The sequence below is a fragment of the Achromobacter sp. D7-1 genome, assembly GCF_059760445.1.
The window spans coordinates 1-14,641 of the sequence record NZ_JCBAMT010000127.1 but is presented as its reverse complement, the minus strand read 5'-3'; the positions used below and the strand labels follow the sequence as shown (position 1 = coordinate 14,641).

Here is a 14,641-nt window from a genome sequence, read left to right as displayed (position 1 = left end):
AGTGAAACGACTTTGCGCCGATGATAGTGGACGGACGTCTGTGAAAGTAGGTCATCGTCAAGCTTTTATTCCGCAGAACCCCACAGGTAACCCCTGTGGGGTTTTGTCTTTGTGGCGCCGCGCTGAGGATGCGCTTCGCAGGTTCCGCAAACCCCAATGAAAAACCCCTCGCAGGATGCTCCTGCGAGGGGTTTTGTTTTTCATGCCTGCAAGCCGTGACGCGTTCGCCGCCTAGGGTTGCGTATATTGCTGGCGGTCGATGCCATGGCGCTGCAGTTTGTCGTAGAAGGTCTTGCGCGGAATGCCCAAGGATTCCAGGGTGGCCTTGATATCGCCCTGATGGGTCTGGAGCGCTTCGCGGATCAGTTGGGCTTCTAAGCGTTCCATCCGTTCCGGCAGGCTTTCGGCGGCGCCCTCTGCTGCGATTGGAGTTGCGGGCGTATTCAGCACGCCCAGCACGACGCGTTCGGCGAAATGCGCGAGTTCACGCACGTTGCCGGGCCAGTCGTGTGTCAGGACATGCCGCCGGATGGATGCCGGCATTTCGGGAATGTCGCGTTGGAAGCGGCGCGAGGCATGGCCAAGGTAATGGGCGAACAGCAGAGGGATGTCCTCGCGGCGTTCGCGCAAGGGCGGAATCCGGATTGTGACGACATTGAGCCGGTAGAATAGGTCTTCGCGGAATTTGGTCCGTATGGCTGGGCTGCCGAGGTCTTCTTTGGTGGCAGCGACCACCCGCAGGTCCAGGTTGCGGACTTCGTTGCTGCCCAGAGGAGTGATCTGGCGTGACTCGAGCACGCGCAGGAGCTTGACCTGGACGGCCAGCGGCATGCTTTCGATTTCATCCAGGAACAGGGTGCCGCCGCTGGCATGCTCGATTCGGCCGATGCGTTTCTTCTGGGCGCCGGTGAATGCGCCAGGCTCATGGCCGAAGAGTTCGCTTTCGATCACGCTTTCGGGCAAGGCGCCGCAGTTGATCGCCACCAACGCGCGGTGCCTGCGGCGGCTTAGACGGTGCAGCGCGGTGGCCACGACTTCCTTGCCGGTGCCGGTTTCCCCTTCGACCAGGACATCCACATCCGCGTCCGCGATATGGCGCAGCGTTTGCTTGATCCTCTGCATGGCGGGAGTGGTGCCGATGAAGGGGACCTCGTCGGCTTCGACGGCGAAGGCCGCTTCGCGCAGGCGGCGATTTTCGAGCACCAGGTGGCGCTTTTCCGCAGCATGCACGATGGCGGTGATCAGCCTGTCGGCGGCATAGGGTTTGGTGAGGAAATCATAGGCGCCATCACGCATGCATTGCACGGCGGTCGCGATATCGCCATGCCCGGTGATGAGGATCACGGGGATGTCGGGATCGATGTCGCGCAGGCGCTGGAATAACTGCAGGCCGTCCATGTCGGGCATGCGGATATCGCTTACCACCACGCCGTCGAAGTCGCGGTTCAAGGCCGGCAACGCCGCGCGCGCGCTGGCATGGGCATCCACGGCAATGCCATGGAGCTTGAGCGTCTGGGCATTGGCGCGGAGCAGCTCCTCGTCGTCGTCGATGAACACGGCGCGTGGCGCAAAGGGCCGACGCAAGCTGTCGTCGATGGAGTTTGTCGCGTTGCTTGGATCAGGTGCGCGGGGCATGATGGAGGCTCGTAGGGTTGTTCTGGTCGCGCGCCTTGCGCAATGTCAGGATGAACATCGCGCCGCTGCCCGGGGCATGCGGGGCGGGAAAGGCGGGATCCGAGAGGCCGGCTGCGATCAAGTCGCCGCCGAATTCGACGACGATGTCGCGGCAGATGACCAAGCCCAATCCCAAGCCTTCCGGCTTGGTCGTATGGAATGGGGTGAACAGGTGGGCACGGGCTGCGGGAGACAGCCCAGGGCCGTTGTCGCTGACGTAGATCTGCACCGTGGCCCCCAAGTCTTGCAGCGCGACGACGATGCGGCCATCCGGCAGACCTTCCAAGGCGTCCATGGCGTTCTGCAGCAGATTCACCAACACTTGTTCCAGCCGCACGCGATTGGCCAGCACCTGGTAGTTCAGGTCCTCGGGCGGCCGTTGCAGCACGATGCCCTGGCGTCGGGCGCGCGGTGCGACCAGCAGCAGCGCGCCTTCCAGGCAATCTTTCAGGCTGGTCGGTCCTACCGAGGCGCCGGCCTTGCGAGAAAAGGCGCGCAACTCCCCGGTGATGTGGCCGATCCTGTCAGTCAAGGCGGCGATGGTGCCCAGGTTCTCCTGAGCGGAGCCATTATCCTGGCGGCGCAGAAACTCGGCCGCATTGTCGGCATAGGCGCGTATCGCGGCCACGGGCTGATTGATCTCGTGGGCGACGCCGGCGGCGACCTGGCCCAGCAGGGCCAGCTTGCTGGCCTGTACCAGTTCTTCCTGCATGGTGTGCAGACGGGCGGCCGTGCGCTGGCGCTCGTCCATTTGATCGACCAGTTGTTCGTTCACCCTCAACAACTGAGACGTGCGTTCGTCCACCAGCGAGGCCAGCTGTTCATGGATGGCGGCCTGCTGCTCGGCGCGTTCGCGATTGCGATGACGGCGAAAGAGCACGAGGCCGGCAATGGCGGCGAGCGCGCTCTGCGCCAGCAATGCGCCCAGTTGCGCGTTGGCGGTGGCCTGGTTGATGGCCGCTTGTACCGGCGACAGCAGGTGCAGGGTCCAGCCGGGCGATTCGACGATGGGCAGGGTGGTGTGCAACAGCGGCGCGCCGGCGGGAATCTGCGGCAGGGTTGCGTCCGCGCGCACCAGTTGGCCACTGCTGACGGCCTGCAGCGGCGGCTTGAGCGGCAGCGGCTGGAACAGGGCGTCGCCGAACTGCAGGCTGGTGCGCAACGTCCGGGCCAGGGTGGGCGAGAGCGGCGCCAACACGTCGAAGCGCCAGTCGGAGATGCTGCCCAGCAACACCACGCCGTGCTCGTCGGTGACGAAAATGGGCGCATTGGACTGACGCCAGTCGGCCTCCAGATCGCGGAAGTCCACTTTCAAAACCACCACCCCCAGCATGGCACCGTTGGCGTCGTCCACGCGCCGCGACAGGTATAGCCCGGCCTCGTGGCTGATCGTGCCCAGGGCGAAATGCTCTGCCGAGCCACGCGCGATGGCGCCCTGGAAGTAAGGCCGGAACTGGTAATCCACCCCGACGAAGGTGGCGGGTTCGCGCCAATTGCTGGCTGCGATCGCCAGGCCTTTCTTGTCCAGTACATAGATCGCGGACGCGCCCACGCCGCGGCTGAGCGTGTCGAGTTTTTCGTCCAGGGATTCGATCTGCCCGCGCGAGCCTTCCAGCAAGGCGGCGCGCACGTCGACGTCACGTGTCAGGACGAAGGGCAGCGCGCGGAATTTGTCCAGATTGTTGCGCAACAGAGCGGCGTTGATCTGCGCCGTGCCGCGCGCCTGAGCGGCCGCGTTTTTGAGGGCGCCTTCGCGCGCCCAGAGCGTGGCGGCATGCAGTACGCCGAAGACGATGGCGATGCCCAGCAGGATGGCAGCCGCGCGCCAGGGCCAGGACCAGGCGCGCGCTGGCGGAAAGCGGGCGGGGCGCTTGGCCTGGTCCGGAGCGGAACCAGTGCTGCGGGAGGAGGATCGGGCTGACATGGCATGTGCGGTTTTTCGCACATTTTATATCGCTTCTGTGTGAAATTCCGCCACGCCATCCTGAGGAAGTTCCTCTTCAGGGGAAAAAATCATTTCCAATCAATGGCTTGGAAGCTCGGGGCGAAGCAAACACTGCTGGCACGGGTCTTGCATAGGTATGTCCAAGCCCCGCGGCCTCCAGAGCGGGGTGAAATCGGCCCGCGATGACACGCGCAAGCCAGAAAATAGATAACGCCCCGCCGCCCGCGCTGAACCGCCCGGAGCAAGGGGCCTTGGTGGGGACAAATCCCAATGATCGACGTGGATCAAGTCGCGCCCGCGCGCAAGCTCAAGTTCTATCAAATTCTCTATGTGCAGGTGATTTTCGCCATCGTGGTGGGCGTGCTGCTGGGCGCGTTCAAGCCCGAACTCGGCCAGCAGATGCAGCCGCTGGGCGACGCTTTCATCAAGTTGGTCAAGATGATCATCGCGCCGGTCATCTTCCTGACCGTGGCCACCGGCATCGCTGCGATGAGCGACCTGAAGAAGGTCGGCCGCGTGGCGGGCAAGGCCATGCTGTACTTCCTGGTGTTCTCCACGCTTGCGCTGATCGTGGGCATGATCGTCAGCCATATCGTGCAGCCGGGCGCCGGCATGCACATCGACCCCAGGACCCTGGACGAGAAGGCGGTGTCGGGCTACGTGGCCAAGGCGCATGACTCGACCATCACGGGCTTTCTGATGAACGTGATCCCGACCACGATCTTCAGTCCGTTCGTCGGCGGCGACATCCTCCAGGTGCTGTTTGTGGCGGTATTGTTCGGCATCGCGCTGGCCATGGTGGGCGAACGCGGCCAGCCGATATTGAACTTCATGACTGCGTTGGCCCAGCCGGTTTTCAAGCTGGTCGCGATCCTGATGAAGGCCGCTCCGGTCGGCGCCTTCGGCGCGATGGCCTTTACCATCGGCAAGTACGGCATCAAGTCCGTCATCAATCTGGCGATGCTGGTGGGCACCTTTTACGCGACCTCGGTGCTGTTCGTGGTCGTGGTGCTGGGCCTGGTCGCGCGCTACAACGGGTTCTCGATCCTGAAGCTGGTGCGCTATATCCGCGAAGAGCTGCTGCTGGTGCTGGGCACCAGCTCGTCCGAGGCGGCGCTGCCCACGCTGATGCAGAAGATGGAGCGGGCCGGGTGTTCGAAGTCGGTGGTTGGGCTGGTCGTGCCTACCGGCTACTCGTTCAATCTGGACGGCACCAATATCTATATGACGATGGCGGCCTTGTTCATTGCGCAGGCTTGCGACATTCCGCTGTCGCTGGGCGACCAGATCCTGCTGCTGCTGGTCGCGATGCTGAGTTCCAAGGGCGCGGCGGGCGTGACGGGGGCAGGCTTCATCACCCTGGCTGCGACGCTGTCGGTGGTGCCTTCCGTGCCGGTGGCCGGCATGGCGCTGATCCTGGGCGTGGACCGCTTCATGTCGGAGTGCCGCGCGCTGACCAACCTGGTCGGCAACGCGACCGCCACCGTGGTCGTGGCGCGTTGGGAAGGGGAACTGGATCAGGAGCAACTGCATGCCGCGCTTGAGGGTGAGCTCCAGCCTGCGCCTGTTCCAGCCTCGGTTCCGGCCCACGAGGCGCCGGGCAGAGCTGGCGCCCTGCCCATGGGCCAGCAAATGCAGCAGGGCTGAATCGGCGAAAAACCGACGTTGCCCGCGCACGCTGCTGCGTCTGCCGATGCGGGCAGCAGCCCCGAAGAGAGGGGGCGCCCGGCGATGAAGAAATCCCCCGGACCGCGAGGTTCCCGGGGGATTTTTTTCAGCCGGAGAGCGCGGTTTTCAGGGCACCTGAATACCCGCCGCGCGCAGCAGGTTCGCGGTTTCGAACAAGGGCAGGCCCATCACGCCGGTGTAGCTGCCGGCGATGTGCGAAATGAACGTGCCAGCCAAGCCCTGGATGCCATAGGCGCCGGCCTTGCCGTAGGGTTCGCCGCTGTCGCAGTAGCGGCCGATTTCCTCGTCCGTCAGGTCGCGCATGCGGACCTCGGTGATGGATACCGCTTCCAGCAACTGGTCTCCGGTCCAGACGGCGACGGCGGTGTGCACTTCATGCGCGGAGCCCGACAGGGCGCGCAGGATCCGCATGGCGTCGTCGCGGTCGGCCGGCTTGCCCAGGACCGTGCCCGCCAGGATGACCGTGGTGTCGGCAGCCAGCAAGGGCAGTTGCCGCAGGCTCTGGTCGCGCATCCAGTCGCGGCCGCGCAAGGCCTTGTCCCGCGCGGTGCGCTGGACGTAGTCGGCGGCGCTTTCGCCGGGATGCTGGGGTTCGTCCTCGCCGGGCGGGGCGGGCACGAGCAGGACTTCGTGCGCCAGGCCGATCTGGGCCAGCAGCTCGCGCCGCCGGGGACTGGCGGAGGCAAGGTAGAGGCGCGCGGGCGTTGCGGTGTCGGTCATGCGTGAGTGAAAAATATGCGCGCCGGCCCAGCGGTCACGCGCGGTGGTAGGGATGATTGGTCATGATGGCCCAGGCGCGGTAGAGCTGTTCGGCCAGCACCACGCGCACCATGGGGTGCGGCAGCGTCAGCGAGGACAGGCGCAACTGCCCGGCGCAGGAAGCCTTCAGGCCGGCATCCAGCCCGTCTGGGCCGCCGACCAGAAAGGCGACATCCTGGCCGCCGGCTCGCCATTGCTCCAGCTTTTGCGACAAAGCCATGGTGGTGAGGTCGCGTCCGCGCTCGTCCAGCGCCAGGCGCAGGGCGCTGGCGGGCAGGGCGGCTTCGATCCGCTTGGCTTCCGCGGCCATCATCTGGGCGGGCGTCTTGCCGGTGGTGCGGGGCTCTGGCTTGATTTCGCGCAGTTCCAGTGCGCAGTCGGCCGGCAGGCGCTTGGCGTAGTCGTCCCAGGCGGTTTGCACCCAGTCCGGCATCCGCGTGCCGACGGCCGCGACGATCAGCTTCACGGCGCGCTCAGTACTCGGCGTCGTGCACGCCGTCGTTGGCGACCGGCGCGGGGCGGGTGGACTCGGGCAGGAGCTTCACGCGCACCGGCTTGCCGCCCCAGATCTCTTCCAGGTTGTAGTACTGGCGGATGGCGGGTTGCATGATGTGCACGACCACGTCGCCCAGGTCGACCACGACCCATTCGCCGGTGTCCTCGCCTTCGATGGTGATGCCGGAGAGATCGAGCGCACGGCCGCGGTCCGCCACGCTGGAAGCGAGGGCGCGGGTCTGGCGGTTGGAGGTGGCGCTTGCAATCACGACGCGATCGAACAGGCTGGTCAGATGCGTGGTGTTGTAGACCTTGATGTCTTGCGCCTTGACGTCTTCGAGGGCGTCGATGACGGCGCGTTGGAGTTTTTGTATATCCATAGCTGCAAATATAACCCGCGCGTGGACAGCGGATGCTGGCCCCGTGGCGCTTTCAGCGCCTGGCGGGTGAGGGTTTATCGGTAAAGATGGTGCGTCGCAATATAGGCGGCGACCGGCGCCGCAAGCAGGCCTTCGGTGGATTCGCCCTGCGCCAGGCGCTGGCGGATCTGCGAGGCCGAAACCGCCATGGGAGCGAAAGGCAATTCCTGCAGTTCGCGTCCCTGGCCGCGCAGGTGTTCGGCCAGCGCCGGCGGCGCGCTTAGCGCGGTGCCCGGGCGGGTGGCGACGGCCAGGTCCACCAGGCTGGCGATGTCCTGCCATTCGCGCCAGGTGCAGAAATTGGCCAGTTGGTCGGCGCCCAGCAGCCAGACATAGCGCGCGTCCTGGGGCAGGGCGCGCAGCGTGTCCATGGTGTAGGTTGGGCCGCCGCGTTCGATTTCGATGGGATTGACGACCAGGCCCGCGTGGCCGGCAATAGCCAGCTGCAGCATGTCGCGGCGCTGGTCGGCCGTGGCGTGCAGTGCGGCACGCTGCCAGGGATTGGCGGCGGGGATGAGCTGCACCTCGGCCAGGCCTAGCGTCTGCAAGGCATTTTGCGCCAAGGCGATATGCGCGACGTGGACGGGGTCGAAACTGCCGCCCAGGAGACCGATGCGCTTCAAGCCCAGTCCCGCGGCTTCAGGTAGGCCGCCAATTCGGCCTCGGGTGTGCCGGCTTCGGGCTGCCAGTCGTAGCGCCACTGCGCCAGCGGCGGCATGGACAGGAGGATCGATTCCGTGCGTCCGCCGGACTGCAGGCCGAACAGCGTGCCGCGGTCGAAGACCAGGTTGAATTCGACGTAGCGGCCGCGACGGTAGGCCTGGAAATCGCGTTCGCGTTCGCCGTAGGCCTGGCCGCGGCGGCGCTCCACGATGGGCATGTAGGCCGGCAGGAAGGCGTCGCCCACGGAACGGGTCAGGGCGAACGAGGCGTCAAAGCCGGGTGCATTCAGGTCGTCGTAGAAGATGCCGCCGATGCCGCGTGTTTCATTGCGATGCTTGAGGAAGAAATACTCGTCGCACCAGCGCTTATAGCGCGGGTAGTAGTCGGCGCCATGGCCGGCCAGCGCATCGCGGCAGGTGGCGTGGAAATGGCGGGCGTCTTCCTCGTACGGATAGTAGGGCGTCAGGTCGATGCCGCCGCCGAACCAGAAGACGTCGGCCTCGTCGTGGCCAGGCCGGGCGGCCGCCAGAAACATGCGCACGTTCATGTGCGTGGTGGGCACGTGGGGATTGCGCGGGTGCAGCACCATGGACACGCCCATGGCTTCCCATGAACGGCCGGCCAGTTCGGGGCGGTGCGCGCTGGCCGACGGCGGCAGCTTGGTGCCCTGGACGTGGCTGAATAGCACGCCGGCGCGCTCGAACAGCGAGCCGCCTTCCAGCAGGCGCGACAGCCCGCCGCCGCCTTCGGGCCGCACCCATTCGTCGCTGCGGAAGGCCGTGCCTTCAGCGGCTTCCAGGGCGCCGACGATGCGGGCCTGCAAGCCGGTGAGGTAGTCCCGGACGGAGGAGACGGGCAAGGCGTTCATTGAGATTCCGGCTAGGCGTTGGGCTTGGACTTCTGTTGCGAGGGCTTGAGCGCGCGCCAGCCGATGTCGCTGCGGTACTGGCGGCCGTCGAAGTGGATGCCGTCGATCGCTTCGTAGACGCGGTCGCGGGCCATCTTGACGGAATCGCCCAGCGCCGTGACGCACAACACGCGGCCGCCAGTGGTCTTCACTTCGTCACCATCGAGCTGGGTGGCGGCGTGGAACACCATGCAGTCCTCGGCGTCGGCGGGCAGGCCGCGGATGACGTCGCCGGTGCGCGGCGTGTTGGGGTAGTTATGCGCGGCCAGCACGGCGCCCAGCGCGGTGCGGCGGTCCCAGACGATGTCGGCCTGGTTGAGCGTGCCGTCGACGGCGTGCTCCAGGGCGTCCAGCAGGTCGCTCTTGACGCGCATCATGATGGGCTGGGTTTCCGGATCGCCCATGCGGCAATTGAATTCCAGGGTCTTGATCTCGCGGTCGGGATCGTCGCCCGGGGCGATCATCAGGCCGGCGTAGAGGAAGCCCGTGTACGGGATGCCGTCGCGCGTCATGCCCTGCACGGTCGGCAGGATGATTTCGCGCATGATGCGGTGATGCAGTTCCGGGGTGACGATGGGCGCGGGCGAATACGCGCCCATGCCGCCGGTGTTGGGGCCCTGGTCGCCGTCCTGCAGGCGCTTGTGGTCCTGGCTGGTGGCCAGGGCCAGCACGTTGCGGCCGTCGCACATGACGATGAAGCTGGCTTCCTCGCCCACCAGGCATTCCTCGATGACGACGCGCGCGCCGGCGGCGCCCATGGAGCCGTCGCCCAGCATGGCGTCCACGGCGGCATGCGCCTCTTCCAGCGTGGCGGCGACCACGACGCCCTTGCCCGCGGCCAGGCCGTCGGCCTTGATCACGATGGGGGCGCCTTCCTGGTCGATGTAGGCGTGAGCTAGGGCCGGATCGGTGAAGGTTTCGTAGCGGGCGGTCGGGATGTTGTGCCGGACCATGAAGGCCTTGGCGTAGTCCTTCGAGCTTTCCAGCTGCGCGGCGGCCTTGGTCGGGCCGAAGATCTTCAGGCCGCGGGCGCGGAACACGTCGACCACGCCGGCGGCGAGGGGGGCCTCGGGGCCGACCACGGTCAGGGCGACGCCTTCGCGCTGCACGAAATCAGCCAATTCCTCGGCACTGGTGAACGGAATGTTCTCGATCTGTTCGGCGCGCTGGGTGCCGCCGTTGCCCGGGGCGACGTAGACCTTGTGGACGCGCGGGGAGCGGGCCAAGCGCCAGGCGAGGGCGTGTTCACGGCCGCCAGAGCCAATTACCAGGAGTTTCATGTTGCGTGGTTCTTAAGGTTGCCAGTCGAGCGCCGCAAGGCGCCAGCCCGTGGAGTAGGCCAGGATCCGGGCGGACCCGGATCCGGTGACAGCGTGGCGCCGGGCAGGCAAGGCCCGCCCGGCGCCGGGGTAATGGGATTACTGCGCTTCGTCGAAAACGACGTTCGTATAGACTTCCTGCACGTCGTCCAGGCCTTCCAGGGCGTCGAGCAGTTTCTGCATCTTGATGGCGTCTTCGCCGGCGAGTTCGGTCTCGTTCAGGGCCTTCATGACGATGCCGTCCACTTCGGCCTTCAGGCCGGCGGCGTCGAAAGCGCTGCGCACGGCGGCGTAGTCGGCCGGCGCGCAGACCACTTCGATCACGCCTTCTTCGTCGGTCGTCACGTCTTCGGCGCCGGCCTCGAGGGCGGCTTCCATGACCTTGTCTTCCGAGGTGCCGGGTGCGAACACGAACTGGCCGCAGTGCTTGAACATGAAGGCGACTGAGCCTTCCTGGCCCAGGTTGCCGCCGTTCTTGGCGAAGGCGTGGCGCACTTCGGCCACGGTGCGGGTGCGGTTGTCGGTCATGCAGTCGACGATCACGGCCGCGCCGCCGATGCCGTAGCCCTCGTAACGGACTTCCTCGTAGGCTTCGCCGTCGGCGCCACCCGCGCCGCGCTGGATGGCGCGCTGGATGTTGTCCTTGGGCATGTTGGCGTCGGTGGCCTTGTCCCAGGCCATGCGCAGGCGCGGGTTGCTGTCCGGGTCCGGGCCGCCGGCACGCGCCGCCACGGTGATTTCACGAATGATCTTGGTCCAGAGCTTTCCGCGCTTGGCGTCTTGGCGCCCTTTGCGGTGCTGAATATTGGCCCATTTGCTGTGTCCGGCCATGGCTTCCCAGGGTAAATTGTCTGCAAAGAGGGCATTTTACCGTGCCGGCGTCCGGCGCGCCCGGGGGCGGACCGCATGTGTCCATATTGCCACGCGCACAAGCGGCGCGGCAGGCTCTACACTTGGGCATCCATCTGATTCCCTGGTCCGGAGAGCTGCATATGCCCAACCCCATCGTCATCGCCAAGAATGCCCAGACCGAATTGGCGCTGCTGCCTGCCCTGGCCAATCGCCACGGTTGCATCACAGGGGCCACGGGTACCGGCAAGACGGTCACCCTGCAGGTCCTGGCGGAATCCTTTTCCCGTATCGGCACGCCGGTATTCATGGCCGACGTCAAGGGCGACCTGACCGGTATTTCCCAGGCTGGCGCGGGCACGCCCAAGCTGCTGGAGCGCCTGAAGAACCTGGGCCTGAGCGAACCGGCCTGGGCGGCCAGCCCGGTCACGCTGTGGGATGTATTTGGCGAGCAGGGGCTGCCGGTGCGAGCCACCGTGTCGGACATGGGGCCGCTGCTGCTGTCCCGCATCCTGGAATTGAACGACACGCAGGAAGGCGTGCTGACGCTGGTCTTCAAGGTCGCCGATGACGAAGGCCAGTTGCTGCTGGACCTGAAGGACCTGCGCGCCATGCTGCAGAACGTCGCCGATCGCGCCTCGGAACTGAAAACGCGATACGGCAATGTGTCTTCCGCCAGCATAGGCGCCATCCAGCGCGGGCTGCTGGCCCTGGAATCGCAGGGTGCGGAGAAATTCTTCGGCGAGCCCATGCTGGACGTGGCCGACCTGATGCGCACGGACGCGCAAGGCCGCGGCATGGTCAACGTGCTGGCCGCCGACAAGCTGATGCAGGCGCCGCGCCTGTATGCCATCTTCCTGCTGTGGCTGCTGGCGGACCTGTACGAGAAGCTGCCTGAAGTGGGCGACATGGACCAGCCCAAGCTGGTGTTTTTCTTCGACGAAGCCCACCTGCTGTTCAACGACGCGCCTGGCGCGCTGCTGAACAAGATCGAACAGGTGGTGCGCCTGGTCCGTTCCAAGGGCGTGGGCGTCTATTTCGTGACCCAGAATCCGCTGGACATTCCCGATACCGTGCTGGGGCAATTGGGCAATCGTGTCCAGCATGCCTTGCGGGCGTTCACGCCGCGCGACCAGAAAGCCGTGAAGACGGCCGCCCAGACGATGCGCCCCAATCCGGGGTTGGACATCGAGGCGGCCATCACCGAGTTGGGCGTGGGCGAGGCGCTGGTGTCGCTGCTGGACCCGAAGGGGCGGCCGATGCCGACCGAGCGCGCCTACATCGTGCCGCCGGCAAGCCGGATCGGCCCGGCGACCGACGCCGAGCGGCAAGCGCTGCGCCAGGGCAGTCCGCTGGCATCCAAGTATGAAACGGCCATCGACCGGGAGTCCGCCTATGAAGTGCTGGCCGGGCGCGCGGCCAAGCCGGCGGATCAGGCCGGCGTGGCGAAGAACGGTTCCGCGCAGCCGGAAGCCAAGGGCGCCGCGGAAGAGTCGGGCGGCGGCCTCATGGACAGCCTGAACGACGTCCTGTTCGGCTCGACCGGCCCGCGCGGCGGCAAGCGCGATGGCGTCGTGCAGACCATGGCCAAGAGCACGGTCCGGTCGATTGCGCGCGAGCTGACCCGCGGCATATTGGGCTCTTTGCTGGGCTCGAAAGGCCGGCGTTGATACCCTGATCCGGTGCGTTTGCCGGAAACGGCTCGCGTGCCTGATCCAGGGCCGTACCGAGTAATATTTTCGTGTAATGATAAGGAGGCTGCGCGTGGCCCTTGAGACCTATGGTCGCGCGCGAAGCATCCAAGGAAAACAAAGGAAGACGTGGTGGCAAAGAAACACAAGATTGCGGTGATCCCTGGAGACGGCATCGGCAAGGAAGTCGTGCCCGAGGGCTTGAAGGTGCTGGACGCGGTCGCAACGCGATTCGGCATCGATTTTCAGTGGGACCATTTCGACTGGAGCTGCGACTACTACGCCAAGCACGGCAAGATGATGCCGGACGACTGGCAGGCGCAGATCGGCCAGCACGAAGCGATTTTCTTCGGTTCCATCGGCTGGCCCGCCACGGTGCCTGACCACGAAGCGCTGTGGGGTTCGCTGTTCAAGTTCCGCCGCGAATTCGACCAATACATCAACCTGCGTCCCGTGCGCCTGATGCCCGGCGTGCCTTCGCCGCTGAAGGATCGCCAGCCGGGCGAGATCGACTTCTTCATCGTGCGCGAGAACACGGAAGGCGAATACTCGAACAGCGGCGGCCGCCTGTTCGCGGGCACCGAGCGCGAAGTGGTCATCCAGGAAAGCGTATTCACGCGCATCGGCGCCGACCGCGTGCTCAAGTTCGCCTTCGAACTGGCGCAGAAGCGCGGCAAGCATCTCACTGCGGCAACCAAGTCCAACGGCATTTCCATTTCGATGCCCTGGTGGGACGAGCGCGTGGCGGAGATGGCCGAGAAGTACCCGGACGTGCGTTGGGACAAGTACCACATCGACATCCTGTGCGCGCATTTCGTGCAGCATCCGGACTGGTTCGACGTGGTGGTGGCTTCCAACCTGTTTGGCGACATCCTGTCCGACCTGGGCCCGGCCTGCACGGGTACCATCGGCATCGCGCCTTCGGCCAACCTGAACCCGGAACGCAAGTTCCCGTCCTTGTTCGAGCCGGTGCATGGTTCGGCGCCGGACATCTACGGCAAGGGCATCGCCAATCCGATTGGACAGATCTGGAGCGGCGCGCTGATGCTGGATTTCCTGGGTTATCCAGACGCTTCGGCGGCAGTGGTCAAGGCTATCGAAACCGTCCTGGCGGAAGGTCCCCGCACCCGTGACATGAAGGGCAACGCCTCCACCGCCGACGTCGGCAGCGCGATTGCCGCGCTGGTCGTCGCGGGCTGAGACAGGCTGCCGACCGGGCTCCAGGCTAGTCAATGGACGAATCTGGCTTTTCCCCCACCGTTGCCCATGTGGGCGGCGGACGGGCCGACCGTTTCGTGCGCAAGCTGTTCCGCGTGCTGCGATCGCGCACGCAGAGGCACAACCAGCATTTGTGGCCCTTTGTCCGGATCTGGAGGGATAGATCCGGCGCGATCGGCGGCTTTCGCGCCTTTGGCCGGTCGCAGCCGGTCACGCCGCTTGCCCAGGGATACGATCGTGCCGACGAGGAAGTGCATCTGATCCTGAGCGGCCCGTCGGTCACCCAGATACCCTACGACCGGCTCGACATCCGGGCGGCGATGGGTGTGAACGGCGCCATCGTGCTGGCGCGCAAGTTCGACCTGCCGTTCAAGTACTACTGCATCATCGACCAGAACTTCGTCCGCGAACGTATAGACCTGGTGCGCGAGATCGTGTCGCGCGACCTGACCCTGTACGTCTTGCCCGAGGTCCTGCGCTACATCATGCAGGGGCTGCCGCAGGATGCGATTCGCTGCCGCATTTGCGTCATCGAAATGATCTCCGAACGGGCCTACCAGCGTATTTCCGCGCCGGCCGTGCTCCAGCGCATGGCGGCGGCCTCGCCCGACGTGCAGTTGCTGGACGCGAAGCGCGGCATGGGATTCAGTTTCAACGTGGAGTTGGGCGTGTTCGATGCCGATACCGTGGCCTATGCCGCCTTGCAGGTGCTGGTATCCAGTGGAGCCCGCAAGGTCTATGCGCACGGGCTGGACCTGACGTTGCAAAATGGCTTGCGCTTCTATGACGAAGGACAGAAGCCCCAGGCCAGCAGGCTGGCGCGCAAGTTCTCGCATCTGATCGAACCGTCGTTCCGCTTTGCCGCCGCGCATTGGCGCGCCCGCGGTATCTCGGTGTTCAACCTGTCGCCCATCAGCGCCTTGCCGGCCGACGTCATCGAGCGCGCCGACTGGCAGGTCTTGCTGAAGGAATAGGTTTCTGGCGGCCTGGTCCCGGACGCGACTGTCCGGGAC

Annotated in this window: 13 protein-coding genes; 4 read left to right on the top strand and 9 right to left on the bottom strand. The window is 65.6% G+C overall.

Annotation, left to right across the window (positions count from 1 at the left end; genetic code table 11):
• Positions 1-231: 231 nt before the first annotated feature.
• Both AC6LKD_RS31100 and AC6LKD_RS31095 read right to left on the bottom strand, forming a co-directional pair.
• The gene (locus tag AC6LKD_RS31100) at positions 232-1,635 is read right to left on the bottom strand and encodes a sigma-54-dependent transcriptional regulator (RefSeq protein WP_498118412.1); all 1,404 of its coding nucleotides are present in this window, start codon (positions 1,633-1,635) and stop codon (positions 232-234) included.
• Complete coding sequence (locus AC6LKD_RS31095; protein WP_498118411.1) at positions 1,619-3,598, bottom strand: sensor histidine kinase; 1,980 nt, start codon at positions 3,596-3,598, stop codon at positions 1,619-1,621. Before AC6LKD_RS31095 ends, AC6LKD_RS31100 begins: the two co-directional genes overlap by 17 nt.
• A gap of 291 nt (positions 3,599-3,889) precedes the next feature.
• Between AC6LKD_RS31095 and AC6LKD_RS31090 the strand changes: the two genes are divergently transcribed.
• On the top strand, positions 3,890-5,266 hold the full coding sequence (locus tag AC6LKD_RS31090; RefSeq protein WP_498118410.1) for a dicarboxylate/amino acid:cation symporter: 1,377 nt from the start codon (positions 3,890-3,892) through the stop codon (positions 5,264-5,266).
• 147 nt (positions 5,267-5,413) lie between these two features.
• On the opposite strand, the gene AC6LKD_RS31085 is transcribed toward AC6LKD_RS31090, so the two are convergent.
• The 7 genes from AC6LKD_RS31085 to AC6LKD_RS31055 all read right to left on the bottom strand — a co-directional run bounded on the left by AC6LKD_RS31085 (position 5,414) and on the right by AC6LKD_RS31055 (position 10,701).
• Entirely contained in the window at positions 5,414-6,028 is a 615-nt protein-coding gene (locus tag AC6LKD_RS31085) for a Maf family protein (protein ID WP_013392759.1), read from the bottom strand.
• Between the two features lie 34 nt (positions 6,029-6,062).
• A complete protein-coding gene (rlmH, locus tag AC6LKD_RS31080) occupies positions 6,063-6,533 on the bottom strand; it encodes a 23S rRNA (pseudouridine(1915)-N(3))-methyltransferase RlmH (protein ID WP_013392760.1) in 471 nt (156 codons plus the stop codon).
• Positions 6,534-6,540: 7 nt separating this feature from the next.
• Positions 6,541-6,942 (bottom strand): ribosome silencing factor, encoded by a 402-nt coding sequence (rsfS, locus tag AC6LKD_RS31075; protein WP_492276719.1) that lies wholly within the window; start codon positions 6,940-6,942, stop codon positions 6,541-6,543.
• A 74-nt stretch (positions 6,943-7,016) separates the two neighbouring features.
• Positions 7,017-7,604 (bottom strand): nicotinate (nicotinamide) nucleotide adenylyltransferase, encoded by a 588-nt coding sequence (gene nadD / locus AC6LKD_RS31070; RefSeq protein WP_013392762.1) that lies wholly within the window; start codon positions 7,602-7,604, stop codon positions 7,017-7,019.
• Positions 7,601-8,512: an oxygen-dependent coproporphyrinogen oxidase gene (gene hemF, locus AC6LKD_RS31065; protein WP_492276720.1), complete on the bottom strand. Its 912-nt coding sequence runs from the start codon at positions 8,510-8,512 to the stop codon at positions 7,601-7,603. The genes nadD and hemF overlap by 4 nt, the downstream gene beginning before the upstream one ends.
• An 11-nt stretch (positions 8,513-8,523) precedes the next feature.
• Positions 8,524-9,831: a phosphoribosylamine--glycine ligase gene (purD, locus tag AC6LKD_RS31060; RefSeq protein ID WP_013392764.1), complete on the bottom strand. Its 1,308-nt coding sequence runs from the start codon at positions 9,829-9,831 to the stop codon at positions 8,524-8,526.
• Positions 9,832-9,969: 138 nt separating this feature from the next.
• Positions 9,970-10,701, bottom strand: coding sequence for a YebC/PmpR family DNA-binding transcriptional regulator (locus AC6LKD_RS31055; protein ID WP_013392765.1), 732 nt, complete (start codon positions 10,699-10,701; stop codon positions 9,970-9,972).
• A 161-nt stretch (positions 10,702-10,862) separates the two neighbouring features.
• Here AC6LKD_RS31055 and AC6LKD_RS31050 point away from each other — a divergent pair, with 161 nt between their 5' ends.
• The 3 genes from AC6LKD_RS31050 (at position 10,863) to AC6LKD_RS31040 (ending at position 14,602) form a co-directional block, all read left to right on the top strand.
• Positions 10,863-12,389: a helicase HerA-like C-terminal domain-containing protein gene (locus tag AC6LKD_RS31050; RefSeq protein ID WP_498118409.1), complete on the top strand. Its 1,527-nt coding sequence runs from the start codon at positions 10,863-10,865 to the stop codon at positions 12,387-12,389.
• Between the two features lie 153 nt (positions 12,390-12,542).
• The gene (locus AC6LKD_RS31045) at positions 12,543-13,610 is read left to right on the top strand and encodes a tartrate dehydrogenase (RefSeq protein ID WP_492276722.1); all 1,068 of its coding nucleotides are present in this window, start codon (positions 12,543-12,545) and stop codon (positions 13,608-13,610) included.
• A gap of 32 nt (positions 13,611-13,642) precedes the next feature.
• Positions 13,643-14,602, top strand: coding sequence for a WaaZ-like lipopolysaccharide core biosynthesis protein (locus AC6LKD_RS31040; protein WP_498118408.1), 960 nt, complete (start codon positions 13,643-13,645; stop codon positions 14,600-14,602).
• Positions 14,603-14,641 lie beyond the last annotated feature (39 nt).